This window comes from Aliikangiella sp. G2MR2-5 (genome assembly GCF_015687155.1).
Classification (GTDB): Bacteria; Pseudomonadota; Gammaproteobacteria; order Enterobacterales; family Kangiellaceae; genus Aliikangiella.
In genome coordinates, this window is the sequence record NZ_JADPQF010000002.1 from 1 (window position 1) to 25316 (window position 25316).

The 25316-nt window shown below is 43.5% G+C and carries 19 protein-coding genes; 13 read left to right on the forward strand and 6 right to left on the reverse strand.

From position 1 onward, the window contains the following. Positions 1–289 precede the first annotated feature (289 nt). From napF to IYN84_RS07455, 6 genes are all read left to right on the forward strand, one after another. Positions 290–793: a ferredoxin-type protein NapF gene (gene napF, locus IYN84_RS07430; RefSeq protein ID WP_196138577.1), complete on the forward strand. Its 504-nt coding sequence runs from the start codon at positions 290–292 to the stop codon at positions 791–793. Between the two features lie 13 nt (positions 794–806). Continuing rightward, positions 807–1124 (forward strand): chaperone NapD, encoded by a 318-nt coding sequence (locus IYN84_RS07435; protein WP_196138578.1) that lies wholly within the window; start codon positions 807–809, stop codon positions 1122–1124. Further along, positions 1121–3616: a nitrate reductase catalytic subunit NapA gene (napA, locus tag IYN84_RS07440; protein ID WP_196138579.1), complete on the forward strand. Its 2496-nt coding sequence runs from the start codon at positions 1121–1123 to the stop codon at positions 3614–3616. The genes IYN84_RS07435 and napA overlap by 4 nt, the downstream gene beginning before the upstream one ends. 127 nt (positions 3617–3743) lie before the next feature. Then, the gene (locus tag IYN84_RS07445; protein WP_196138580.1) at positions 3744–4211 is read left to right on the forward strand and encodes a nitrate reductase cytochrome c-type subunit; all 468 of its coding nucleotides are present in this window, start codon (positions 3744–3746) and stop codon (positions 4209–4211) included. Positions 4212–4237: 26 nt separating this feature from the next. Then, positions 4238–4831, forward strand: a complete 594-nt coding sequence (locus IYN84_RS07450; protein ID WP_196138581.1) for a cytochrome c3 family protein — start codon at positions 4238–4240, stop codon at positions 4829–4831. Between the two features lie 42 nt (positions 4832–4873). Next, positions 4874–5008, forward strand: a complete 135-nt coding sequence (locus tag IYN84_RS07455) for a TIGR02808 family protein (RefSeq protein WP_196138582.1) — start codon at positions 4874–4876, stop codon at positions 5006–5008. Positions 5009–5054: 46 nt separating this feature from the next. On the opposite strand, the gene IYN84_RS07460 is transcribed toward IYN84_RS07455, so the two are convergent. Together IYN84_RS07460 and IYN84_RS07465 are read right to left on the reverse strand one after the other, a co-directional pair. Continuing rightward, complete coding sequence (locus tag IYN84_RS07460) at positions 5055–6839, reverse strand: bifunctional protein-serine/threonine kinase/phosphatase (RefSeq protein ID WP_196138583.1); 1785 nt, start codon at positions 6837–6839, stop codon at positions 5055–5057. 148 nt (positions 6840–6987) lie between these two features. Then, positions 6988–8463, reverse strand: coding sequence for a NarK family nitrate/nitrite MFS transporter (locus IYN84_RS07465; protein ID WP_196138584.1), 1476 nt, complete (start codon positions 8461–8463; stop codon positions 6988–6990). Between the two features lie 253 nt (positions 8464–8716). Between IYN84_RS07465 and IYN84_RS07470 the strand changes: the two genes are divergently transcribed. Next, on the forward strand, positions 8717–9985 hold the full coding sequence (locus tag IYN84_RS07470) for a nitrate/nitrite transporter (protein WP_196138585.1): 1269 nt from the start codon (positions 8717–8719) through the stop codon (positions 9983–9985). Between the two features lie 50 nt (positions 9986–10035). Here the strand turns inward: IYN84_RS07470 and IYN84_RS07475 are convergent, their stop codons facing one another. The 3 genes from IYN84_RS07475 to IYN84_RS07485 form a co-directional block, all read right to left on the reverse strand. After that, a complete protein-coding gene (locus IYN84_RS07475; RefSeq protein WP_196138586.1) occupies positions 10036–10437 on the reverse strand; it encodes a hypothetical protein in 402 nt (133 codons plus the stop codon). A gap of 135 nt (positions 10438–10572) precedes the next feature. Continuing rightward, on the reverse strand, positions 10573–11199 hold the full coding sequence (narL, locus tag IYN84_RS07480) for a two-component system response regulator NarL (protein WP_196138587.1): 627 nt from the start codon (positions 11197–11199) through the stop codon (positions 10573–10575). Between the two features lie 34 nt (positions 11200–11233). Then, on the reverse strand, positions 11234–13024 hold the full coding sequence (locus IYN84_RS07485; protein ID WP_196138588.1) for a histidine kinase: 1791 nt from the start codon (positions 13022–13024) through the stop codon (positions 11234–11236). A gap of 546 nt (positions 13025–13570) precedes the next feature. Between IYN84_RS07485 and IYN84_RS07490 the strand changes: the two genes are divergently transcribed. The 6 genes from IYN84_RS07490 to IYN84_RS07515 all read left to right on the forward strand — a co-directional run bounded on the left by IYN84_RS07490 (position 13571) and on the right by IYN84_RS07515 (position 23045). Continuing rightward, positions 13571–15175, forward strand: a complete 1605-nt coding sequence (locus tag IYN84_RS07490; protein WP_196138589.1) for an MFS transporter — start codon at positions 13571–13573, stop codon at positions 15173–15175. A 122-nt stretch (positions 15176–15297) separates the two neighbouring features. Beyond that, the gene (locus tag IYN84_RS07495) at positions 15298–19062 is read left to right on the forward strand and encodes a nitrate reductase subunit alpha (RefSeq protein WP_196138590.1); all 3765 of its coding nucleotides are present in this window, start codon (positions 15298–15300) and stop codon (positions 19060–19062) included. Between the two features lie 15 nt (positions 19063–19077). Further along, a complete protein-coding gene (narH, locus tag IYN84_RS07500) occupies positions 19078–20616 on the forward strand; it encodes a nitrate reductase subunit beta (RefSeq protein ID WP_196138591.1) in 1539 nt (512 codons plus the stop codon). A 3-nt stretch (positions 20617–20619) separates the two neighbouring features. Continuing rightward, positions 20620–21357 (forward strand): nitrate reductase molybdenum cofactor assembly chaperone, encoded by a 738-nt coding sequence (gene narJ, locus IYN84_RS07505; RefSeq protein ID WP_196138592.1) that lies wholly within the window; start codon positions 20620–20622, stop codon positions 21355–21357. A 10-nt stretch (positions 21358–21367) separates the two neighbouring features. After that, entirely contained in the window at positions 21368–22045 is a 678-nt protein-coding gene (gene narI / locus IYN84_RS07510; RefSeq protein ID WP_196138593.1) for a respiratory nitrate reductase subunit gamma, read from the forward strand. Between the two features lie 172 nt (positions 22046–22217). After that, a complete protein-coding gene (locus tag IYN84_RS07515) occupies positions 22218–23045 on the forward strand; it encodes a peptidylprolyl isomerase (RefSeq protein WP_196138594.1) in 828 nt (275 codons plus the stop codon). Positions 23046–23320: 275 nt separating this feature from the next. Here the strand turns inward: IYN84_RS07515 and IYN84_RS07520 are convergent, their stop codons facing one another. Continuing rightward, complete coding sequence (locus tag IYN84_RS07520) at positions 23321–25309, reverse strand: ATP-binding protein (RefSeq protein ID WP_196138595.1); 1989 nt, start codon at positions 25307–25309, stop codon at positions 23321–23323. Positions 25310–25316 lie beyond the last annotated feature (7 nt).

The window sequence follows — 25316 nt, forward strand, 5'->3', positions numbered from 1 at the left end:
CCCCTCGAAGCGGACGCGCATTATAGGCTCTGGATTTTTAACCGCAAGCTTTTTTTGCATAAATATTTAAATTATTTTAAAGCTGCTCAATCATTAACCAGAACGGCATATATTTCGTCCAATTTGTGCCTGTAACGAGTGAAAATTGTACTAATCTTTTATAGGGTCCTAGGCCAAGGAAATTAATTGACCTCGATCAACAAGCTTGTATTTGTAAAGCGTAGAATTTCAAAATACCTAAATAGAGGTATCAATATAATATCCACTAATAGATAACGGGGTCTAAAAAGTGGGAAATAACAAAGACAGCAGACGAGCGCTGTTTCGGCGCATAACCGGCAAGTCAGCACGGCTTGTCCGTCCCCCGTGGTCACCGGATGAAGATACCTTTCTGGCATTATGCTCTCGCTGCAACCACTGCGTGGCAACCTGCGAATCAAAAATTATAAAAATCGATGACGACCCCTTTCCTTATATAGACTTTAATTCAGGCGAATGCACTTTCTGCAAAGCTTGTGTCAATTCCTGTGACACAGGCGCACTCTCGTTAACAAACCCTGCATTTTTAAATCTGGAGATTTCGATAGAGGAAGGCTGCCTTGCCAATAACCAAACTTATTGCCAGACCTGCCAGGATGTGTGCGAAAAAGAAGCAATCAGCTTCCCACTTCAGGTCCACTCGATTCCTAAGCCAGTATTAAACACTGAAGACTGTACCTACTGCGGTGCATGTATTCCAGTTTGCCCTGTTCAGGCAATTGAAATATTTCCCACTTTAAATAACTACAAGTAAAACAGGACTAACTATGGCACAACGACTCACCACCGCAACTCAGGACAAGCCGGTCAATATCGTAGGTTTGGTTATTCATATAGATAGCACACGTCAAAAACCAGTTTTTGAAAGCCTGTCTAAAATTACCGGCCTTGAAATATACGCGGAGGAAAGAGGCAGAGTCATTGCCACATTGGATGAGGCTGAAAGCGAGCAAGCTATAGTCGACTCTATTACACAACTTAATAACATTCCCGGAGTGTTATCTACTTCGATCGCATATCACCATTTTGAAGGTACAAATCAACAACCAGTTGAAAAGCCTGACAATCAGGAGAGAGCCTTATGAAACTAACTCGACGCAAGTTTATCAAAGCCAATGCTGCCGCTGCCGCTGCTTCTGCCGCAGGGATCAGTCTCCCGACTGCAGCGACCAACTTAATAACCAGCTCCGATAAATCAAAGATAAAATGGGACAAAGCCCCCTGCCGCTTTTGTGGTACAGGCTGCTCGGTTCTTATTGGTACAAAAGATAACAAAGTTGTCGCAACTCAGGGGGATCCCGAAGCACCGGTCAACCGTGGATTGAACTGCATCAAGGGTTACTTTCTATCAAAGATAATGTACGGCAAGGACCGCCTGACTAAACCATTACTCAGAATGAAGAACGGCGAATACTCAAAAGATGGTGAGTTTACCGAAGTAAGCTGGGATACCGCATTTGATGTAATGGCTGAAAAATTTAAGCAAGCTCTCAAAGCTAAAGGCCCTACTTCTGTGGGAATGTTTGGCTCTGGCCAGTGGACAGTATGGGAGGGCTATGCAGCAGCCAAGCTTATGAAAGCGGGATTCAGAAGCAATAACATCGATCCTAATGCACGCCACTGCATGGCTTCTGCAGTCGGCGGCTTTATGCGCACCTTTGGTATCGATGAACCGATGGGCTGCTATGATGATCTTGAGCACGCTGATGCGTTCGTCCTTTGGGGCTCCAATATGGCAGAGATGCATCCAATCCTCTGGTCTCGCCTGGCTGACAGAAGATTGAGTGCTCCGCATGTATCTGTACATGTACTCTCAACCTTTAAGCATCGTTGCTTTGACCTGGCAGATAACCCCATGGTTTTTACACCACAAACCGATATGGTTATCCTCAATTATATTGCTAACTATATTATTCAGAATAAAGCTGTCAATCATGATTTTGTGAAGAAACACACCAACTTCCGGCTGGGTGAAGCAGATATTGGCTATGGTCTCCGCCCCGAACATCCGTTGGAAAAAGCAGCAAAGAACCCCGCAAGCAAAAAATCCACCCCTATTACTTTTGAAGAGTTCGCCAAGTTTGTCAGCACCTATACTCTTGACTATGCACACAAGATGTCAGGCGTTCCCAAGGAGAACCTCGAAAAGCTGGCCCAGGTGTATGCCGACCCCAAAATAAAGGTTTCGTCCTATTGGACCATGGGTTTCAATCAGCACACCCGCGGAGTATGGACGAATAATCTGCTTTACAATATTCATCTATTAACCGGCAAAATATCTGAACCGGGTAATAGCCCCTTCTCCTTAACCGGACAGCCTTCGGCCTGCGGCACAGCCCGTGAAGTTGGCACATTTGCCCACCGTCTTCCCGCTGACATGGTTGTAATGAACGAAGACCACCGCAAATTTGCAGAAAGTATCTGGAAGCTACCCGAAGGAACTATTCCAGCTAAACCCGGGTATCACGCTGTATTACAAAATCGAATGCTTAAAGACGGTAAACTCAATGCTTATTGGGTAATGTGCAATAATAATATGCAAACCGCGCCTAATATGAATGAAGAGGGTTTTCCAGGTTATCGAAACCCGGAAAACTTTGTGGTTTGTTCAGATCCCTACCCAACGGTGACCGCTCAGGCATCAGATCTCATCCTGCCTACGGCTATGTGGGTTGAAAAAGAAGGCGCCTATGGAAACGCCGAACGAAGAACCCAGTTCTGGTACCAACAGGTACCACCGCCCGGCGAAGCTAAATCCGATCTTTGGCAAGTTATGGAGTTTTCCAAGCGCTTTAAAGTCGAAGAAGTCTGGCCGCAAGAGTTAATTGCCAAGATGCCCGAATATAAAGGCAAGACTTTGTTCGACATTCTTTACAAGAATGGAGAAGTCGACAAATTTCCTCTGTCTGAGATGAGCAAAGAAAGGCCCAGTGATGAGTCCAATGAGTTTGGCTTCTATGCACAAAAAGGATTATTTGAAGAATACCGCAAATTTGGCCTGAATAAAGCGCACGATCTAGCCGAATTCGATGAATACCACAACACCAGAGGGCTGCGCTGGCCTGTCGTCAATGGAAAGGAAACTCTTTGGCGCTTCCGAGAAGGCTATGATCCCTACGTGGAAAAAGGAAGTGAAGTTCAATTCTATGGCAAGAAAAAGGATAACAAGGCATGGATATTTGCCCTGCCTTATGAACCTCCTGCCGAATCACCTGACCAGGAGTTTGATCTTTGGCTCAGTACAGGTCGAGTACTTGAGCACTGGCACTCTGGCACCATGACCCGTCGCGTACCCGAGCTATACCGAGCATTCCCTGATGCAGTTTTATTTATGCACCCTGACGATGCCAAGGCTCGCGGTGTAAGACGCGGTCAACAGGTGAAAGTAGTTTCACGTCGTGGAGAAGTATTTACTCGAGTAGAGACTCGCGGGAGAAACAAGCCTCCGAAAGGACTGGTATTTATGCCTTTCTTCGACGCCAAACAGCTAGTGAATAAATTGACTCTGGATGCAACAGATCCACTTTCAAAGGAAACTGATTTTAAAAAATGTGCGGTGAAAGTGATAAAAGTTTAACGACAAACTAACGCCGCTGAAAGCATGTCGAGTTCAATAAACTCAGAAACAAAATATTGTTTAGACACGACTTTCAGCTGGCCGTCGAACTTGCTATCAGATACTAAATTTAAGTGGAGAAGAGACCATGAAAAAACTAATTTATGCGATCACTGCCGCGGTAATGCTGAGCATTTTATTACCTAAAGCGCAATCTGAAGATTTAAAAGATAACGGAGGAGTAATATCTCTTAGAGGTCAGGCTCAACTCTTTGAGCAGGACAAGGCGGAAGATATGAAAAGAGTTCAACGAGATCAATCGCCGATAGCTCGCGACTACTTGCATCAACCTCCATTGATCCCACATCAAACACGCAACTACAAAATTAACACTAACAGTAACAAATGCCTGTCATGTCACAGTTGGAAAAACTACCGCAAAAGTGGAGCGACTAAAATTAGCATGACTCACTTTGAAACACGCGACAGACAGCAACTTTCTGATGTTTCACCTCGACGTTATTTCTGCACCCAGTGTCATGTGACACAAGCTGATGCTGAGCCACTTATAGCCAATGACTTTAAGCCTGTAGAAGAGCTTTCTGGCGGTAAGTAGTAGCACCCAATTAAAGGAGCAAAACAATGTCAGATTCAAATTTCATTAAGCGTTATTGGCAAATAATGAAAAGACCCCATCGTGCTGCACTAGGGACGATCCTGGCTCTAGGATTTACCTCCGGAGTTATTTTTTGGGGAGGTTTTAATACAGGCTTGGAAGCAACCAATACTGAAGCCTTCTGCATTAGTTGTCATGAGATGGAGAACAATGTCTACCAGGAATACAAAGAAACGATTCATTATTCCAATCGTTCAGGGGTGCGAGCCACTTGCCCCGACTGCCATGTCCCAGATGAATGGACACATAAAATTGTTCGAAAGATTCAGGCAAGTAAGGAACTTTGGGGCAAGTTTACCGGATATGTTGATACCCCGGAAAAATTTGATCAACACCGTAAGGAAATGGCTATCCGTGAGTGGAAACGCATGAAAGACAATGACTCTCAGGAGTGCCGTAACTGTCACAACTTTGAATATATGGATTTTTCAGAGCAAGGAAAACGCTCCAGAGTCCAACATGCAAATGCACTGGAAACCGGTGATAAAACCTGTATTGACTGCCACAAGGGAATTGCTCATACATTACCGGATATGAAAGATGTCGAAGGATGGGATTAATTTTTTAGTTAGCTTTAAACTCTAATTTTTAGGAGAATCAAAATGGGTGGTCTCGAAACAACGATATGGTACATTCTGGGATTTTTGGCGATGCCTGTAATCTTTTTAACAGGTTTTTTTCTGTTTTCATACACCAGTATATTTATTCTCAACCTTTTTGGTAAAAATGCAGAATAACGATGTTGTATGTTTCAGTAAAGCGCCAGCCGAAACTGGCGTTTTACTAATTGGAAAATAAAAACCAGACTAAGAGAAGTGTAATCAACCAAAATCCTGAAATAACCTGCCAGAATAGAGCCTGACTTTTATCTTTCTTGTAGGTCGGATCATCCAATAGATAGTCAGGATTTGGATGATGTAAATCTTTTAAAAACTTATCCATACTGGCGTAACGTTTTTCCAGATCAAATGCAACCCCACGCTCCAATGTGCGATCAAACCATAAAGGTATGACAGGATTAAATTGATTCGCGGATCGGTAGCGTAAGCGATCATAATCTAAAGCAGACTGGCATTCTTCAATTTCAGGACCATAAGGCAGTTCTCCCGTAAAAATTTCATATGCGATCGTTGCCAAAGCATAGAGATCACCCTGAACCCCGGAATTTTTCCCCATTAAATACTGAGGGTCAGAGTAAGAAGCCGTACCAAGCGCTCCCACATGTTCGATGGGGCGAAATACTTCAGCTACTCCTGCGACATAGACTGAACCGAAGTCGACGATCTTTACGCTTCCCTCTGGAGTAATCATCACATTACCCGGTTTTAGATCCTGATGAATAGTTTCCTGACTGTGAAAAGCTTGAATACCTTCTGCGATTTTTTCAACAATCTGAATAGCAACTTTAGGACGAGGAAAACGATTCTTTTTCATCCACTTTTCCAATGTCTCTCCATGAACATATTCCATTATGTAGTACAAAAAATTCCGTTTACGCTTTTGTGCCAAAGTTTTTACCACGTAAGGACTATCAATTCGTTTACCAATCCACTCTTCCTGTATAAAACGATCAATGTAGGATGTATCATTTTCATAGTTAACAGAAGGCGTTTTCATTACCATCTGTTCAGCAGTTTCTTCATCTTCCACCAAATATAGCTGACTTCTACTGCTCGCAAAAATTTCCTTTTTAATGACAAAACCGTCAATTTTCATTCCCGGCTCCAGTTCTGGAGGAAAAGGTAAACGAGTTAATTTTGCGTTGTAATCATTAAGGCTTTCACTAGGTAGCTGTTCGACTTTAACAACGATACAGCTCATATTATCGTCACTATTTCCAACCTTCGCTGCCGCTACCAGAGCTTCCGCTTTTTCTTGCTCAGAAACATTCGAAGCCAGAATATCGACGATTTTCTCCTGAGCAACAAAGTCGTGAACCCCGTCAGTTGATATAAAGAATATATCTCCTGCCTTTAGCGATATTTTGCTGTAATCAATAGCCAAACTGCTATCCATTCCGACGGCTCTGGCTAAAATACTGCGCCCTTTCCCCAAAGTAGCGACATGATCTCTAGTGATTTGCCTGAGGAAATTTTCGCCTTCTTCCAGCTGATAGATTCTACTGTCTCCGGCATGAAAGATATGACCGACACGGCTTTTGAAAACCATGCCGCTAAATGTGCAAAGATAACCCTTTTCTTCATGAATAAATTCGTGACTTTTTCGATAAAGCTTTAAATTGATCGAAGTGAGAATTTTTTGACCCGCGTGACTAACAGACCAGGTATCAGGGGTTTGAAAGTAATCCTCGATAAACTGCTCTACCGCAGTTTTACTTGCCACCTTACCTGCTTCAGCGCTGCTTACACCATCGGCTAATGCGATAGCAATTCCTTTACTCTCTAATTGATGAATATTTTCTGGCGTGAAACTTCCTACGAAATCTTCATTCTCTTCTTTTACCCCACGCTCAGAATACTGGCCAATTGTTAAGGTCAACTGACTTGTCGTGGCAAGCAAATTCTCTTCGAAATTTTCCGTTGCACTTCTATCACTGTCATTGCCCATAAAACATTTTACCAAAATCAGGTTGTGTTGATTGTTAGTTAAACTTTATCACTATTTGATCATTTTGGCAGTCGAATAATTATTCAAGCATTAATAACCAAAAAGCCCCTGATTAGACAGGGGCTTTGTTAAATCCAGTGCGGGTTAATTACTCAACATCAATCAGGTGAACGCTTCCATCAGGCATCACCTCCGCCATTTGACCTTTTGGCTCATCAATAAACCAGCAGGCCAGGAAAATTACCGCGGCAGATGCAGAGATTACGTAGAAGAAAGTACTGTAATCAACAAATGAAAGAACGGTCAAATAAGTTACTGCTCCAACATTTCCGTATGCGCCCGCCATACCGGCAATTTGTCCGGTCATTCGGCGTTTCACCAAGGGTACAATCGCAAATACCGCACCTTCTCCTGCTTGCACGAAGAAAGAACAACACATAGTAGCGATAACGGCAACAGGGATCCACCAGTTACTATCAATGTGACCTAATGTGAAATATCCGATTGCTAGCCCGCCAATTAAAAACATTAAAGATTTACGACGTCCAAACTTGTCGCTAAAGAATCCACCGGTAGGACGAGCGACCAAATTCATAAATGCAAATCCTGAAGCGAGCAACCCTGCTTTTACCGGGTCAAGACCTTCAAAGGTTTCCAGGAAGAATAGAGGTAGCATAGAAACCACAGCCAGTTCAGAACCGAAAGTTACAAAGTAGGCCACATCCAGAATTGCTACTTGCTTAAATTTGTACTTTTCAAGATCAGGTACGCCATGAGTTAAGTTTTCTTTGTTTACTTTGTAGATTGCATTGGTTTGGAATGCAAATAAGGCAATCAGGGCAATCCACATGATTTGCATGGTTTGTTCAGTCAATAGTCCCACGCCTGCAGGAGAAAGTTTCCAGGCCAGTACACCAAGCGCAGCATACATCGGAACATTCATCAGCAAGTAAAAATAGAAGTCGCCTTTAGTGGTTACTTCAAGACCACCGGTTTTCTTTGGTTTAAAATATGTAGAGCCTTTGGGTGTATTACGTGCAGCGGTATAAAAGAATAAACCATAGATACCGGCAATCACACCAGTCAAACCTAGTGCATAGCGCCATCCATCATCACCGCCAAATAACAATGCAATCGTCGGTAGAGTCATTGCTCCAGCGGCAGAACCGAAATTCCCCCAGCCACCATAGATGCCTTCAGCAACACCGACTTGCTTTGCGGGGAACCATTCGCCAACAAGACGGATTCCAATAACAAAACCTGCACCGACAAAACCGAGTAAGAATCGGAATAATGCTAGTGCTTCATAACTGGTCGCCATCGCAAAGCCAACGCAGATAAAACTGGAAATAACCAGCAGTCCGCTGTAGACAATTCTAGGACCAAACTTGTCCACCAACATACCAATGACAATCCGAGCAGGAATTGTCAGTGCCACATTGAGTATGAGCAATGCTTTGACCTGTGGCGTCGTCAAATTAAAAGCTTCTTTGATAAAAACCATCAAAGGCGCATGAGAAAACCACACGACAAAAGTCAGGAAAAACGCAAACCAGGTAACATGGAGCGTTTTGATCTTGGGATCTTTTAAATTAAATAAATTGAGTTTGCCTTCATTTGACATCTTATTCCCCTTACACAGGCTTGTGTACCAATCTTTTGGGTTAAATTCGAGCTAATCATCTCCCTCCTGAGTTATGCTATAACTGATCTGTATCAATTGGTTTTTAGTATCCATCTCAACTACCCCTAATGACCAAAAACAATACTACTTTAGAGGTACTTAATATCAATAGTGATTGCTAAAAATCCATTGCATTCGAAGCTGAATAATTTAATCTATTAAGGGCACTCTCTTGTTAAGAGCAAAATAGACAATGGAATTTCAAGATAAACAAACACGCAATGTTTTGTTAATAGCGACATTGGCTTTCGCCGCAAATTTCTCTGTGTGGACTCTTTATGCGGTTATGGGAATTAGTATAAAAGAAACCTTATCTCTGAGTTCCACCGAGTTTGGCTTTTTGCTGGCATCGCCAATGTTGACAGGTGCCTTACTTCGTTTCCCAGTCGGATTTTTGTGTGAAATCTACTCTTGTCGAAAACTCTTTATCTGGCAAATGGTATTAATCATTCCTGCCATCTTAGCTTTACGCTGGGTAGAAACTTATTGGGGATACATTTTCATCGGACTCATAACCGGCATATCCGGAGTCTCTTTCACCATCGGGATCCGATATATAACCGTCTGGTTTGAATCCAAACAACAGGGATACGCCATGGGTGTTTTTGGTGCGGGTAATGCTGGCGCCGCAATTACCTTGGCTTTAGCACCGGTAATAATTCGTAGCTGGGGATGGGAATCAATTGGTTTCTTTTATGCGGCTGGCATGGCGATTATGGTACTCCTTTTTGCTTTTATCGCCCCGGAAGAAACGCCCTATATGCAACAAAGAAGAAAAACCAAACTGGCTTTTCATCTTGCCCCCCTTAAGGAAGTTCATGTATGGCGATATGGCCTCTATTACTATTTTGTGTTTGGGAGCTTTCTTGCGCTACTTCTCTGGTTACCAGAGTACTATATGCGTGTCTACGAACTCGATCTGAAAACAGCGATGCTATTGACTCTGTTATTTGTGACATCCTCGTCAATGGTCAGGGCACTTGGAGGCTGGTTCTCTGATCGTTACGGCGGCCGCGCAGTCAACTGGAGTGTATTCTGGGTTTGTCTGGTTTGTCTCTTTTTCTTGAGTTACCCACCGACTACCATGATCATTCACGGAGTAGAGAAAGATGTAAAATTTTTCATTAATATCAACGTTTGGGTATTCACCTTACTAATCTTTATAATCGGAATCGGGCAAGGGTTCGGAAGAGCCAGTGTATACAAGGTCATACAGGAACACTACCCTGAACATATGGGCAGTGTCGGCGGAACTGTCGCGACCATAGGAGCTATGGGAGGATTTACTCTGCCAGTATTTTTCGGTGTAGCAATTGACTTATTTGGAATACACACAGCCTGTTTTATGATTCTTTACGGCATATTGGCCACCTGCATGGCGGTCATGTATTTCTCCCTGAAAGCAGAACAGCACAAGAAATTACTTAGAGATGCCATCGCAAACAACTTTCTCGAAAAATAGTCGCTTATCGATGGCAACAGCACTTATTATGAGAACTCCTGCAGTAGCGTTTAGTAACATCTGAACGCCGCCATAAACTTACCGAAGTCTGGATTGATATCTGCTTCTGAGTGAATATGAGCGACAATTTTTCCTTCTGCACTTACGGCGCTCCAGGACAATATTGCCGACGTATCTTCGATAGCCTGACCGCTGAGCAGGCAATATTTAACACCTTTAGGAAACGCTATCTCACAACCAGCGGACCACGAAATAGTCTTGTCATCATGCTTTCTCCAACTCTTACCGTCTACCTTTGTCTTGCCATTGGCAGAATGAAGCTCACAGACCTGTGCTTTTTCAAAAGTAAGCTCAATACTCGCTGAGAATTCATTTTTTCCTGCAATTGCCGAATTAGCAGCTAGAAGTCCACACACAGCAACGATTTTTATCGTGAATTTATTTAACCCCATAATAAAAAACCTCCCAATCAATTAGCGATCCAAATAAGGACAACTGGTATAACCAGCTACCCCATTCAGTCTAGTTAGGAGATTCAGATTTCGCCAATATTCTGCTTAAAATCTTCCAGGGTAATTCTCAAAATATTATATTTTTTGCTCTACTGCCCACACGGCGGCTTCTACGCGAGTTTTAAACCCTAGCTTTTTTAGCAAATTTTTCACATGAACTTTTACAGTTCCCTCAGTGATTCCCAGTTTATTAGCGATGACCTTATTACTACCCCCCGCCGCAATTTGTTTCAGGATCTCTATTTCTCGCTGGGTCAACTTGTCCATCGGGTTAACCTGATTTTTAGATTGTAATGAGCGAGCTAAAAGCTGAGTTAAAGGTCCGCTAAGAACCAGCTCTCCCTGCAAAGAGCGGTTGATTTTCTCAATCAGTTCTTCGGGTTCCGAATCTTTCAGCAAATAACCATCAGCACCAAATTTGAGAGCCTGCAACACATCGGCATCACTGTCAGATACGCTGAAAATAACGACTTTGGCACTAATGTCTGCTCTTTTTAAAGCGTTGAGGGTATCGATACCACTCATTCCTTTCATATTCAGATCGAGTAGTACCAAATCGGGTTTAAGCTCCACGGCAAGTTTTACCGCTTCTTCGCCAGAGTTAGCCTCGGCAACTACATCAAGGTTGTCTTCGAGTGAAATTAGTTGTGCAACTCCTTTTCGGAGCATTGGATGATCATCGACTAAAATAATTTTCGACATATAGTTCTGTTTCTCTAAATTTCATTTGTTTTAGTTAGCTTGACGGCTCAACTTTAAACTCCACCTGCACTAAAGTTCCTTCAGGTTCGCGCTTTTTAATTTCGATTAATGCGTCGAGCGACTTAGCCCGCTCTTCCATGATGCCAAGTCCAAGGTGCCCTTGTCCACCAGAAGAGATATCAATTCCCTTACCGTCATCCCATATTTTTACGCAAACGACGTCATCCTTATGAGTTAGTAACACGCCTGCTTCAGACGCCCTGGCATGGCGTTGAACATTCGATAGTGCTTCCCTGACAATTTGCAGAACATGGACTTCCTGATTTGCAGATAAAACATTATTCGGTAAATGGAATTTCAAATTCACCGGATGGTGGCACTTTGCACTAAATTCGGCCACGGTACCCTGTAATGCGTTTTCAATAGAAGGGTCGTCAAGCTTGAGTCTAAAAGTCGTTAATAGTTCTCTTAGCTGACTATAGGCATTATTCAATCCTTGCCTGATATCTTCAATAGTTTCACTAACCTGTTCAGCTCCTGCGTCTTTTTCTACCTTGCGTGTAAGCAAACTCAACTGAACCTTCAGATAGGACAATGATTGTGCCAAAGAGTCATGTAATTCTCTGGCAATAACGGCCCTTTCTTCCGCTAATATCAGCCGATTTTCAGCATTCCGTCTTTGATCAAGTTCTATTGCTGTAGCAAGCAAATCGGCCATTGCCTGAATAAGCTGGGTCTGCCAGTGCTCTGGTGTTTCGTCCTGCGGTAGTTGCCATACCAAAGCGCCAAAAAGCTGCGCCTCTTTCTCAAGCTTGAAAGTTACCTTCCTGAACGACACATGGGATGAGCCAACAGGGTCAATTTTTTCCAATCGACTATGAGGTGACGAAATCCGATCTTCATCTATAAATTCCTCCATCGATTCTGCATGTATAATCGACAAGCTTCCCTGCCCTAACATCGACTCTAATTCTTCCACAATCTTCTTTTCCGATTGAGCAAGATCTCTGGTCGTTAATTTTCGTGCCGCTCGGTAAAGTAACTCTAACGAACGATTGCTCTGAATGAGCTCTCGAGTTTTCTGTGCGACTCGTTTCTCATAGTCCTGATATTTTAGCTTAAGTTCCTGAGACATCTGGTTGATTGTACTCGCCAAAACGCCCAGCTCATCAGTCCCTTCGTAATCTGCCTTTAGTTCGAAATCTCCCTTACCTGCACGTTTAGCAACTTCCACTATCTGTTTCAAAGGAATCACAATAACCTTATGCAAACGAAACAACACAACAACAGACACTAACAAAACCAGGAAGAGACTGAGCCCCTGAATAAGTCTTAGCAACGCCAATTTTTTTTCCGACTCTCGTTGCAGCAGAGTTACCAACCCATCAATAACCGAAACAAAATTTTCAAATGCTTCGATATCCCAGCCGTCCGGCGCTTTCTTAAATTCATCCCAGAGCACTTCTATTTTTTCGAACTGCTCTTTGACTTCAGGCACGTCGCGAGTGTTTGCTACTCCGCCAGCAAAAACCTTTCCAAGTCGATGGTCAAACTCCAGAATTTCTTTTTCCAACAAAGACTTTCCGTTGCTCCCATTAAGAAGCACCGCGCGAGAAACTTTAAGTGCCTGCATGCGACATGCTCCCGCGTGGTTTATCTGCCCGGCATCACCACTCAAGCTTTCTGAAACTAACATGGATGAAATCATACTCAATAAGCTCAGAAAAATTACAACGCCCATTACCTGGCCAGCGCGAGCTACTATCGAAGAGCTTCTATTCAATCCGCTGTCTATTTTGGCTATTTTTCTGGGTTTTATCGGCATAAAAAAATCTATAGTAAACTTAATCTTACAGTTCAAGGCATTTTAAAATTCAAGTGAACTTTTTTACTTCAAACAGAAAAACTGTAACACATTCACCACCAGAACCACCTAACCTTTTTCAGCTTTTCCGTTTTGCACTCTTTTTGGATAGACCCTGGTCTCACTTGGAAGCAGGTTTCAGTCCGCTAGCAACACACTCTACCTCTAAATAGTTGGCTCAACAAAAATCTCGTTTTAAAAAGTAGGTCTACAAAAATAACCTATTAAATTACAAGTACTTAACCAAAAGCCTCTAGTATCACTTTGGTGGTAGTTTCAAATTACCCCCGATTACCACAAAAAATTGAAGGTGATCCAGATCAAGGTTGCTAAACCTGTGCCTGATACTTTTTGATTGCCGCTTTGGAAAAGACTCTGTTCAGTTCACACCTACATGCGGCCAGCGGGAAAAAATTTTACGGTGCTTATTAGTCGGCAATTTGAATCAGAAATTAGCAGAATCAAAGTACCTTTTGCATAACTAACCTTAGTGTTTTGGAGTATTAAATGTCAGATATCAAGCAGTGGGACGTTGAAGATCCCAAGTTTTGGGAGTCTGAAGGCAAAAAGATTGCGAATCGTAATCTCTGGATCTCTATCCCCAGCCTTTTATGTGGCTTCGCAGTTTGGCTTTACTGGGGGATTATTACGATTCAAATGTTGAATCTGGGATTTCCTTTTGCAAAAAGCGAGCTATTCACATTAATGGCTGTTGCAGGTCTTACTGGTGCAACACTTCGAATTCCGAGCAGCTTTTTTATTCGTCTTGCCGGTGGTCGTAATACCATAGTCTTCACTACCGCACTCTTAATGATCCCGGCAATCGGAACCGGTATCGCATTGCAGGATAAAAACACGCCTCTATGGGTATTCCAGATTCTGGCACTACTTTCCGGCTTCGGTGGTGGTAACTTCGCATCATCAATGTCTAACATCAGCTTCTTCTTTCCAAAGAAGCAGCAAGGTCTTGCTCTTGGACTAAATGCTGGATTAGGTAACTTTGGTGTTACCACCATGCAAATTCTAGTTCCACTTGTCATGACTTTCGGCCTGTTCGGTGGAGAGCCAATGGAACTGGTTAATACTTCTGGAACTTTGATTGGAAAGATTCCAGCTGGATCTGATGCCTGGATTCATAACGCAGGTTTCGTCTGGTTGTTGTTCCTTGTTCCTCTGGCACTAGTCGGATGGTGGGGAATGAACAATATCAAAGCCCCGCACGTTACTCCAGATCTACCAAACCCAGTTAGCTCATTTTCTATTATCACTGGCATGCTTTTAATCGGCTTCCTGACAGCTATCTTTGGTCTCTGGTTAATGCTTCCAGAAAAGGTCGGCGGCTCTGGTTTTGGCATCAGTAAGTGGATAGTACTTCCCATAGTTATCGCTTTAACCGTCTTTTTATTAAAACTTTTACCCGGTCAAATCAAAGAAAACCTGACTCGTCAGTACAAAATTTTTGATAACAAACACACCTGGGTTATGAGTGTAATTTATACCATGACTTTCGGTTCATTCATCGGTTTTGCCGCAGCGTTTGGTCTGTCAATCAAAGTTATCTTCGGATTCCAGCACATCATGGTTGATGGTGTAATGAATCACGATACAGCTAACCCGAACGGTCCAAGCGCTTTGATGTATGCCTGGATGGGTCCTTTCATCGGCGCGTTAATTCGTCCTGTCGGTGGCTGGATTTCCGATAAAGTGGGCGGCGCATTAGTGACTCAAATCTGTGCAGTTACCATGGTAGGTAGCGCAATCGGTGTCGCCTACTACATGCAAGCGGCATACGCTTCAGCTACACCAGAAGAGTTTTTCATTCCATTCTTGCTTCTATTCTTAGTGCTATTTGCTGCCACCGGTATTGGTAACGGCTCAACATTCCGCACTATTTCAATGGTATTTAACAAAGAGCAAGCAGGACCAGTTTTAGGTTGGACATCAGCGGTTGCTGCATACGGCGCATTCATCATTCCTAAAGTTCTAGGTGAGCAGATAAAAGCCACCACCCCTGAGAATGCATTATACGGATTCGCAATCTTCTACGCTGTATGCATTGTTATTAACTGGTGGTTCTACCTAAGAAAAGGGGCCGAGTTCAAAAACCCGTAAACGGTTTTCAGGCTCCAGCAATAGGTGGCATAGCGCCACCTGTTGCAATTTAAATGAAAGAGAGAGAATTTTATTAAGGTAATCGCAACTAGAGCGATTATAGGTCAACGGAGAAACAAAAGATGAGTCAATTTCTGGATCGCTTACAGTTTTTTAAGAAAAAAACTGGCGAGTTCGCAGACGGCCATGGTGAAACCACCAATGAAAGTCGCGAATGGGAAAACAGTTATCGCCAGCGCTGGCAACATGACAAGATAGTCCGCTCAACCCACGGGGTTAACTGTACCGGATCTTGTTCCTGGAAGATTTATGTTAAGAACGGTCTGGTTACCTGGGAAACCCAACAAACAGATTACCCGCGGACTCGTCCTGATTTGCCCAACCATGAGCCCAGAGGTTGTCCACGTGGGGCAAGCTATTCCTGGTATTTGTACAGCGCAAACCGTCTGAAGTACCCAAAAGTTCGTAAGCCACTACTAAAACTTTGGCGCGAAGCTCGAGCAACAATGGAACCGGTAAAAGCCTGGGAATCGATTGTTGAAGATAAAGCAAAAGCCGAATCCTATAAATCCAAACGTGGAATGGGCGGGTTTGTTCGTTCCAGCTGGGATGAAGTCAACGAGATCATCGCGGCGGCAAATGTTTATACTACGAAAACTTACGGTCCCGATCGCGTTGTAGGCTTCTCGCCAATCCCGGCGATGTCCATGGTGTCCTATGCAGCAGGTTCTCGCTATCTTTCTTTGATTGGCGGCGTCTGCATGAGCTTTTATGACTGGTACTGTGACTTGCCTCCTTCTTCTCCACAGATCTGGGGCGAGCAAACTGATGTGCCCGAGTCTGCAGATTGGTATAACTCAAACTATATTATCGCCTGGGGCTCAAATGTTCCTCAAACCCGAACTCCAGATGCCCATTTCTTTACCGAAGTTAGATACAAAGGCGCAAAAACCGTTTCGATTACTCCTGACTACGCAGAAGTGTCCAAACTGACTGATGAATGGCTGAACCCAAAACAGGGATCTGACGCAGCATTAGGTATGGCTTTTGGCCATGTTATTTTGCGTGAATTCCATCTGGATAATCCGAGTGAATACTTCACCAATTACGTTCGTCAATACACCGACTTTCCGATGCTGGTTGTTTTAGACAAGCACGATGACAACAGTCTGAAATCAACTCGTTTCCTACGAGCGTCCGATCTTGCCGGAAATCTTGGTCAGGAAAATAATCCTGAATGGAAAACCATTGCTCTTGATGAAACTTCCGGCGAACTGGTTTCTCCGACCGGTTCCATCGGTTATCGTTGGGGTGAAAAAGGTAAATGGAATATCGAAGAACGCGAAGGCAAAGACGGTAACGAAACCAGGCTTAAACTTTCATTAATTGGCGAAGATGTTTCTGCGGTTGCTTTCCCTCACTTTGCCGCTGATGATACGAACAAACACTGGGTGTCGTGCGAACACGATGAAATTCTGGTTCGAAATGTTCCGACCCGTACCGTCAAAAGCGCTAATGGCGAAGACCTGGTTGTCGCCACTGTTTATGACTTGATGATGGCAAACTATGGTCTTGACAGAGGTCTTGGCGGCGGCAATGTCGCATCCAGCTACGATGAAGATATTCCGGGAACTCCAGCATGGCAGGAAAAAATTACTGGAGTCAAACGTGACCGCGTCATCAAGGTGGCACGTGAATTTGCAACCACAGCCGACAAGACACATGGTAAGGCCATGATCATTGTTGGTGCGGCAATGAACCACTGGTATCACATGGACATGAACTACCGCGGCCTGATCAACATGCTGATGATGTGTGGCTGTGTCGGTCAATCCGGCGGTGGCTGGGCTCACTATGTCGGCCAGGAAAAATTGCGCCCCCAAACTGGATGGCTACCAATTGCTTTTGGTCTGGACTGGTCTAAACCACCACGTCAGATGAACTCGACTTCTTTTTTCTACAACCATTCTTCACAATGGCGTCATGAAAAAGTCAGCATCCACGAAGTTCTTTCACCGCTGGCGAAAAAAGATGAGTTTTCCGAGCATATGCTCGACTACAACATTAAAGCAGAGCGTATGGGCTGGTTGCCTTCAGCACCACAGCTAAACCGTAACCCGCTACAAATTACCAAAGATGCAGAAGCGGCAGGCATGGATCCGAAAGATTATGTAGTGCAAGAACTAAAAGCCGGTAACTTGCGTTTTGCGGCAGAAGCTCCAGATGCACCGGAAAACTTCCCGCGCAATATGTTCATCTGGCGTTCTAACCTGCTCGGTTCTTCCGGTAAAGGTCATGAATATATGCTCAAGTACTTGCTCGGAACCAAAAACGGTGTAATGAATGACGACCTTGGCAAACGCGGCGGATTCAAACCACAGGAAGTCGACTGGGTTGATGAAGGCGCTACCGGTAAACTGGATCTGGTAACTACACTTGATTTCCGTATGTCTTCAACCTGTATGTACTCTGACATTGTTTTACCAACTGCTTGCTGGTATGAAAAAGACGATTTGAACACTTCAGACATGCACCCATTTATTCATCCGCTTTCTACTGCGGTTGATCCTGCCTGGGAAGCACGCTCTGACTTTGAAATTTATAAAGGCATTGCCAAAGCTTTCTCAGAAGTCGCCGAAGGTAATCTGGGCGTTGAAAAAGATCTGGTCACAGTACCTATGCTTCACGACACCCCCGGAGAGTTGGCACAACCTTTTGACGTCAAAGACTGGAAAAAAGGCGAGTGCGATTTGATCCCTGGTATGACTGCACCAAATATGGTTGTGGTTGAACGTGATTATCCGAACACTTACAAAAAGTTTACTTCGGTCGGTCCATTGCTTGCAAAAGGCGGTAACGGCGGTAAAGGTATCGCCTGGAATACTGAAGAAGAAGTCAAACTGTTAGGTGACTTAAACCACCGAGTGCTTGACGAAGGTGTGAGTGAAGGTCAGCCACAAATTGAAACCGCGATTGACGCAGCCGAAGCAATTTTGACGCTGGCTCCTGAAACGAATGGTAACGTCGCAGTTAAAGCCTGGGGCGCGCTGAGTGAAATTACCGGTCGCGATCACACCCACCTGGCACTACCAAAACACGAAGAGAAAATTCGCTTCCGTGATGTTCAGGCACAGCCAAGAAAAATTATTTCTTCGCCAACCTGGTCCGGTCTTGAAGATGAACACGTGAGCTACAACGCCGGTTACACTAACGTCCATGAATTCATTCCGTGGAGAACCATTACCGGTCGTCAGCAGTTCTATCAGGATCACAAATGGATGCAGGCTTTCGGCGAGCAAATGATGCAATACCGTCCGCCGGTCAATACCAAAACCATTGATCTGGTAAAAGGAACGAAAGAAAACGGTAATAAAGAAATTGTACTCAACTGGATCACACCTCATCAAAAATGGGGTATCCACTCAACTTACTCTGACAACCTGATCATGCTGACTCTTTCTCGTGGCGGCCCTATTATCTGGATGAGTGAAGTTGATGCTAAGGAAGCAGGTATTGAAGACAATGACTGGGTTGAAGTATTCAACGCCAATGGTGCAATTGCTTGTCGTGCAGTTGTTTCTCAGCGGGTTAATCAGGGTATGGTGATGATGTATCACGCACAGGAAAGAATAGTAAATGTTCCTGGCAGTGAGATGACCGGTACTCGAGGCGGTCACCATAACTCGGTGACTCGTGTCATCATGAAACCAACACATATGATTGGTGGTTATGCTCAGCAAGCCTGGGGCTTTAACTACTATGGTACTGTCGGTTGTAACCGTGATGAGTTTGTTGTGGTAAGAAAAATGGATAAAGTCGACTGGCTGGATGGTTCAGACAGTGACGAGCTACCACGTCCACTACCCACGAACCCAGACGAAGCTTAATTAGGAGAGACAACCATGAAAATACGTTCACAAATCGGTATGGTGCTCAACCTTGATAAGTGTATCGGCTGCCATACTTGTTCAATTACCTGTAAAAACGTGTGGACTTCGCGCGAAGGTATGGAGTACGCCTGGTTCAACAACGTTGAAACCAAACCTGGCATTGGTTACCCAAAAGAATGGGAAAACCAGGACAAATGGAATGGCGGTTGGGTGAGAAAATCCAATGGAGATATCCAACCTCGCATCGGCGGAAAATTCAGAGTGTTAGCAGGAATTTTTGCTAATCCTGATTTGCCTGAAATCGATGACTATTATGAACCTTTTGATTACGACTATCAGCATCTGCACACAGCACCGGAGTCCAAACATCAACCTACCGCTCGTCCACGCTCGGTAATTTCTGGTAAGCGAATGCAGAAAATCGAATGGGGTCCTAACTGGGAAGAAATTCTTGGTACTGAATTCGAAAAACGCAGCAAAGACAAAAACTTCGATAATATGCAAAAAGAGATGTACGGCGAATTTGAAAATACTTTCATGATGTATTTGCCTCGTCTTTGTGAACACTGCTTGAACCCTGCGTGTGCGGCATCTTGTCCTTCTGGTGCAATTTACAAGCGCGAAGAAGATGGCATTGTTTTGATCGATCAGGAGAAGTGTCGCGGCTGGCGTATGTGTGTCAGCGGCTGTCCATACAAGAAAATTTACTTTAACTGGAAGTCTGGCAAATCAGAAAAATGTATTTTCTGTTACCCACGTATCGAAGCGGGTATGCCGACCATTTGTAGTGAAACCTGTGTAGGCCGTATCCGATATCTTGGTGTTTTACTCTATGATGCGGATAAGATTAAAGAAGTAGCTTCAACCGAGTCTGAAACCGACCTTTATCAAAAGCAATTAGAAATATTCCTTGATCCTAATGATCCGGAAGTCATTGCACAGGCGCGTAAAGATGGTGTTGCCGACTCAGTGATTAAAGCAGCGCAAGAATCTCCGGTTTACAAGCTGGCGGTGGACTGGCAGTTGGCACTTCCACTTCATCCTGAATACCGCACATTACCGATGGTTTGGTACGTTCCAACTTTAAGCCCAATCCAAAATGCAGTAGAAGCGGGCACTTTAGGAATGAATGGTGTCATTCCAGATCTTCGCAGCTTGCGTATTCCGATGAAATATCTGGCGAATCTGCTAACTGCAGGTGATGAAGAACCGGTTATTCGCGCTCTGGAAAGACTGCTAGCGATGCGTGCTTACAAGCGTTCGCAAAATGTGGATGGTGTTGAAGATTTAAAAGTGCTTCAACAAGCAGGCTTAACCAAAAAGCAGGCAGAAGAAATGTATCGCTACCTGGCAATCGCTAACTATGAAGACCGTTATGTAATTCCTAGTGGTCATCGTGAAATGAATGTACCGCAAGCTTACGGCGAAAGAAGTGGTTGTGGATTTACATTTGGTAACGGTTGTAGCACAGGCACCAGCGATGTAAACATGTTCGGCGCGAAAAAAGTAAACCGTCGCGACGTTATTAAAACTGTTAATGTAGGAGAATAGCCCGTGTTGATTTTAAAAGTCATATCACGGTTACTCGACTACCCTACCGCAGCGTTATTTGACGCTGCGGAGGAAATGATTACCGTGGTCGAAGAGTCAACGGAAATTAACCAGCAAAACAAAGCTGCACTGGTTAAATTTATTCGTAAGCTAACCGCGCGTGATCTCTATGATGCACAAGAAAGTTACGACCTTTTATTTGACAGAGGTCGTGCTCTTTCTTTATTGCTTTTTGAGCACGTACATGGTGAGTCCCGTGACCGTGGTCAGGCAATGGTTGATCTGATGAACGTTTACAAGTCGAAAGGCTTTGAAGTCGATTCAGCGCAACTACCTGACTATATTCCCCTTTATCTTGAGTTTTTAAGTGAACAAGATAGCGAATACGCCAAAGAGTGGCTGGGAGACATTTGTCATCTAATGACGATGCTTTCCGAGCGACTAATCGAACGTGAATGCTACTACTCAGTGTTGTTCGACAGCTTAATTGACATTTCTGAAATTGAGGTGGACCGTGCTGAAGTTAAAGAAGCGGTGAGCCAGGAAGAAAGAGACGATACTGTCGAAGCGATTGATAAAGAGTGGGAAGACAAAGAAGTTAAATTTGACGATCCAATGGCCGGCCAATGTCCAAGTCAGTCAGGACTTCAGTCTTCCAGAAATTCGCTGGACCCAAATACTATTCAACAAGTTCCGATCAAGTGGCATAACAAAGATGCTGCTGAAGTGGCGGGATTGTAAGGAGATAACCATGTCAAATTTGAATAATTTACTTTTCGGGGTTTATCCCTACATTGCGATCCTGGTCTGTATTGTTGCCAGCTGGATCCGTTTTGATCGTGAGCCCTACACCTGGAAAGCCGACTCTAGCCAAATGTTAAGCAAGAAAGGTTTTCGAGTTGCCAGCAATCTTTTCCACATTGGTGTGATTTTTATTTTGCTTGGCCATTTTGTTGGTCTGTTAACTCCGGAGTCGGTTTACCACTATGTGATCACCAGTGCTAACAAACAACTCCTGGCAATGGTGAGTGGAGGATTCTTTGGCATACTTTGCCTTATCGGTCTTTTAATGCTAATCAAGCGTAGGTTAACTGATGACCGGGTTAGAGCCTCTTCAAAAACTTCTGATATCGCATTGCTATTCATGTTGCTGATTCAACTGGTATTAGGTCTTTTGACTATCGTAGTTTCAATGGATCATCTGGACGGCTCAGTCATGATTATGCTGGGTAACTGGGCACAAAGCATTGTGACTTTCCAGGGAATGCAAGCCGCGGCATCAATTGAACCGGTACATATCATTTACAAGCTGCACGTTTTTGTCGGTTTAACCATGATACTGGTTTTCCCGTTTACTCGATTGGTTCACATCATCAGCGTACCAGTCTGGTATTTCGGTCGACGTTATCAGGTAGTAAGACAAAGATAATCAACAATAGAAAAGAGAGCTATAGTTAAGAGTTTTATCAAAGAAGCACAGTCCCAATAAACCCGTCAGACAGGTTGAATTCATTTTATGGAGTTGGGACTGATTTTTTAAATGAAAAGATTTTCGGGCATAACAAGAAAAAAGCCGACAACTGCAACTAAAGAGAAAAATTATGAGTTCATGTGGTTCACACTCTCACGCACACTCCCATGCCCATACCGAGCCTTCTTCGCCTCTTCCGCAAATTAGTGTTAATGGAAAAGCCATTCGAGAAGAAGATCTAGCCAATGAGCTTCAATATCACCCGAACAAAGATTTTGAAGTTGTTGTTCAGCAGGCGGGACAAACTCTGGTTATTCGCGAACTTCTACATGAAGAAGCCAGGAAACGCTGCATAGAGATTAGTGCAGAAAATGAAGAGGAAGCATTACAACAATTGATCGGAGATAGCATCAGCTACGAAGATCCCAGGGAGGATGATTGCCTGCGCTATTTTGCAAACAATCCTGACAAATTCACCACTATGCCGTTGATGGAAGTTGACCATATTCTACTGGCAGCAGCGCCAGATGATGTAACAGGTAGAGAAACTGCGAAAAACCAGGCCAAGAGAATTATCGATGAACTCAAAAATGATCCCCTGCTTTTTCCGTCACTTGCCCAACAATATTCGGCATGTCCTTCCAAGGAAACCGGTGGCAATCTGGGACAGTTAAGTAAAGGGCAAACCGTGCCAGAATTTGAAAGACAGCTGATGCCACTAAAGCAGGGGCTTGCAGAAAGTCCGATCGAGTCTCGCTATGGTTTTCATGTGGTTAATATCACCCGCAAAATCGAAGGTAAAAAGCTTGAATATTCGATGGTTGCCGATAAAGTTCGTGGCTATCTAACCCATCGAGTGTCTCATTTGGCGATTCAGGAGTTTATTCAGTCTTTAGTTGAGCAAGCAGAAATTGAAGGCGTTGAAATCAGGTTTGCTGAAGAAAATATTCATATTTAAAACGCCGAGTGTCTGCGAAAAATATAGGAGGCTTTCCAACGAAAGCCTTTTTTTAAAATCCATCAGATTTTAAATATTAAGCACAAAACCTAAATGCATCATTTATTGCCTCAGCGAGATTCACTATTGGATTACGCAATGCTAACCCAGCCTACTGGTCTAATTTTATCATTAACTTTCATACACTTGATCACTCTCAACAGACCTATGACCATAAAAAAGTAATAGTGAGTTCAAGTTAAATTCGGCGATTAGGGACTAAGTTTCTATCCTCGTCAGGACTTTTCCAGTGAAAAAGAAAAACAGCTTCCCTTGCCCGGACTGGAAGTTACCATCAGACTACTGCCGTGCAATTTTAATAACTCCTGAGTGATTGGCAGGCCTAATCCTGTCCCTTCATTTTCGCGACTAAAACTACCATCTACTTGTTCGAAAGGTCGAAAAATCGAGTCTAGCTGCTCTACCTCAATACCAATACCCTCGTCCACAACTTTTATCAAAACAGAGTCTTCCAGTTCTACGCTACGAACACTCACAATGCCCTGGTGGCTGAACTTTATAGCATTACCTAGAAGATTTAAAAGAATCTGTTGTAAGCGTTTAGGATCAGCAACAACTTTCGGCAGTATTTGAGGAATACCGTTGTATAACATGATCTCTTTAGACGAAGCCATACTCTCCAAAATTTTCATTGCTTTATCAACTGCAGAAAATAGACTTATAGGTTGTTTCTCTATTGATAGCTTTCCAGCCTGCAACTGAGAGAAGTCAGTAATGTCTCTTACCAATGAAAGCAGTCTTTGCCCTGACTCAATAATCACATCAACCGATTCTTGTTGATCCGGACTTAATGTCAGATCTTCTTTCAATAATTCCGACATACCAATAATTCCGTTGAGCGGAGTCCGCAATTCATGCGAGGTATTTGTCAACACCTGATCTTTTAGCTTATCGAGTTCAAGCAATTTTTTCGCTACAGCTTTGTGCTCATCGATCAGTTCCAGTTGTGATTTTCGATAAAAATAGAATACGGTCAATCCGCAAACAAGAAGAACTATTCCAACAATTAACCAGGCAAAAGTCCGCTGCTGTATAATTTCAAGGTCCTTGAGTTTATTTTTTGATGCCAGTAGTTTGATCTGATTATTTTTGGACTCCACATCGAAAAGTGTTTGCATAATTGAAAGTTGACTACGATGTTGCTGCAACTCCTGTTCTTTTTCAAGCTTACGAACCAATGTCCGAATATCGTAAGCTTCTCTAAACTGGCCGGTTCGATACAAGATCTCACTCTTAAGCTTCAGAGCATTAATTTTTTCAAAATCCTGTTTAACTTCCTCTGAAAGACTTATTGCGTTTTCCACGGTATCAAGCGCTTTCTGATGTAAATCCAGTCCGGATTGAGCTCTTGCTTTTATTAACAAGTTGCTGGCTTGTTTAAAAAGCTGACTTCTATTAACAGAAACAGTTTCTATTTCTTCAATCAGCCCGAGAGCTTGCTCAAATTTTTTCTGCACCAAAAATTGTTCTGCAATTCCTCTCATACTAAGCATTATGCCAAGAGAGTCTTGTGCTTTTTCGTACAAAGTCCTTGCCAGTTGATAGTTTTCGATCGCTTTATCGGTATTACTTCTCGCACTATAAACGTTTGCAATACCCAATTTGGACTTAGCTAGAACCGCGGGGTCACTAGAATCTGCAGCCGACTTGTTATAGTAATCAATCGCAGCCTCAAAGCGATCACCGACGTAGTATGTATTAGCAATATTATTGTAAACCTGTTTAAGTTCTTTTAATTTTTGAAGCTTTATGTAGGTTTCAGTGGCACTTTTATATTTTTCTAAAGCGGGCTCAAGCGCGCCACTGATCTGTAACAAGTTTCCCTGCAGAACCAGCGAACGAGCCAACTCTCCCGCAAATCCATATTCCTTTGCTAGCGCTTCAGCCTCAAGCGCTCTTTGCAACGATGAAGAGTATTCACTCAGGAAGTAGAATGCATAGGAAGCTGCGTTAAGGAGTTGTGCCTTTTCTCTGGCATTTTCTTTGGTTGTAACATATCGAAGTGCCTTTTCAGCAATTTCAATTGCAACCTTGGGCTCATTCCGTGCAAGCCGCTTAACTTCTTCACTGTACCAGCTAAGAGGTATTTGTTTCTGTTCACTACCTTCACCAGCAGCCAGACAGCCGCCTCCCCAAATAGCAATCACTAAAATAAAAAGGCTCCCGCGAATTATTCGCGCGAGCCGTAACCAGCGTTTTAACATCTTTGAG

Bases quoted from the DNA above. Each gene is read 5' to 3' on its own strand.
- IYN84_RS07435 (WP_196138578.1), top strand. From the start codon at position 807: ATGGCACAACGACTCACCACCGCAACTCAGGACAAGCCGGTCAATATC.
- napA (WP_196138579.1), top strand. From the start codon at position 1,121: ATGAAACTAACTCGACGCAAGTTTATCAAAGCCAATGCTGCCGCTGCC.
- IYN84_RS07445 (WP_196138580.1), top strand. From the start codon at position 3,744: ATGAAAAAACTAATTTATGCGATCACTGCCGCGGTAATGCTGAGCATT.
- IYN84_RS07450 (WP_196138581.1), top strand. From the start codon at position 4,238: ATGTCAGATTCAAATTTCATTAAGCGTTATTGGCAAATAATGAAAAGA.
- IYN84_RS07455 (WP_196138582.1), top strand. From the start codon at position 4,874: ATGGGTGGTCTCGAAACAACGATATGGTACATTCTGGGATTTTTGGCG.
- IYN84_RS07460 (WP_196138583.1), bottom strand. From the start codon at position 6,839: ATGGGCAATGACAGTGATAGAAGTGCAACGGAAAATTTCGAAGAGAAT.
- IYN84_RS07465 (WP_196138584.1), bottom strand. From the start codon at position 8,463: ATGTCAAATGAAGGCAAACTCAATTTATTTAATTTAAAAGATCCCAAG.
- IYN84_RS07470 (WP_196138585.1), top strand. From the start codon at position 8,717: ATGGAATTTCAAGATAAACAAACACGCAATGTTTTGTTAATAGCGACA.
- IYN84_RS07475 (WP_196138586.1), bottom strand. From the start codon at position 10,437: ATGGGGTTAAATAAATTCACGATAAAAATCGTTGCTGTGTGTGGACTT.
- narL (WP_196138587.1), bottom strand. From the start codon at position 11,199: ATGTCGAAAATTATTTTAGTCGATGATCATCCAATGCTCCGAAAAGGA.
- IYN84_RS07485 (WP_196138588.1), bottom strand. From the start codon at position 13,024: ATGCCGATAAAACCCAGAAAAATAGCCAAAATAGACAGCGGATTGAAT.
- IYN84_RS07490 (WP_196138589.1), top strand. From the start codon at position 13,571: ATGTCAGATATCAAGCAGTGGGACGTTGAAGATCCCAAGTTTTGGGAG.
- IYN84_RS07495 (WP_196138590.1), top strand. From the start codon at position 15,298: ATGAGTCAATTTCTGGATCGCTTACAGTTTTTTAAGAAAAAAACTGGC.
- narH (WP_196138591.1), top strand. From the start codon at position 19,078: ATGAAAATACGTTCACAAATCGGTATGGTGCTCAACCTTGATAAGTGT.
- narI (WP_196138593.1), top strand. From the start codon at position 21,368: ATGTCAAATTTGAATAATTTACTTTTCGGGGTTTATCCCTACATTGCG.
- IYN84_RS07515 (WP_196138594.1), top strand. From the start codon at position 22,218: ATGAGTTCATGTGGTTCACACTCTCACGCACACTCCCATGCCCATACC.
- IYN84_RS07520 (WP_196138595.1), bottom strand. From the start codon at position 25,309: ATGTTAAAACGCTGGTTACGGCTCGCGCGAATAATTCGCGGGAGCCTT.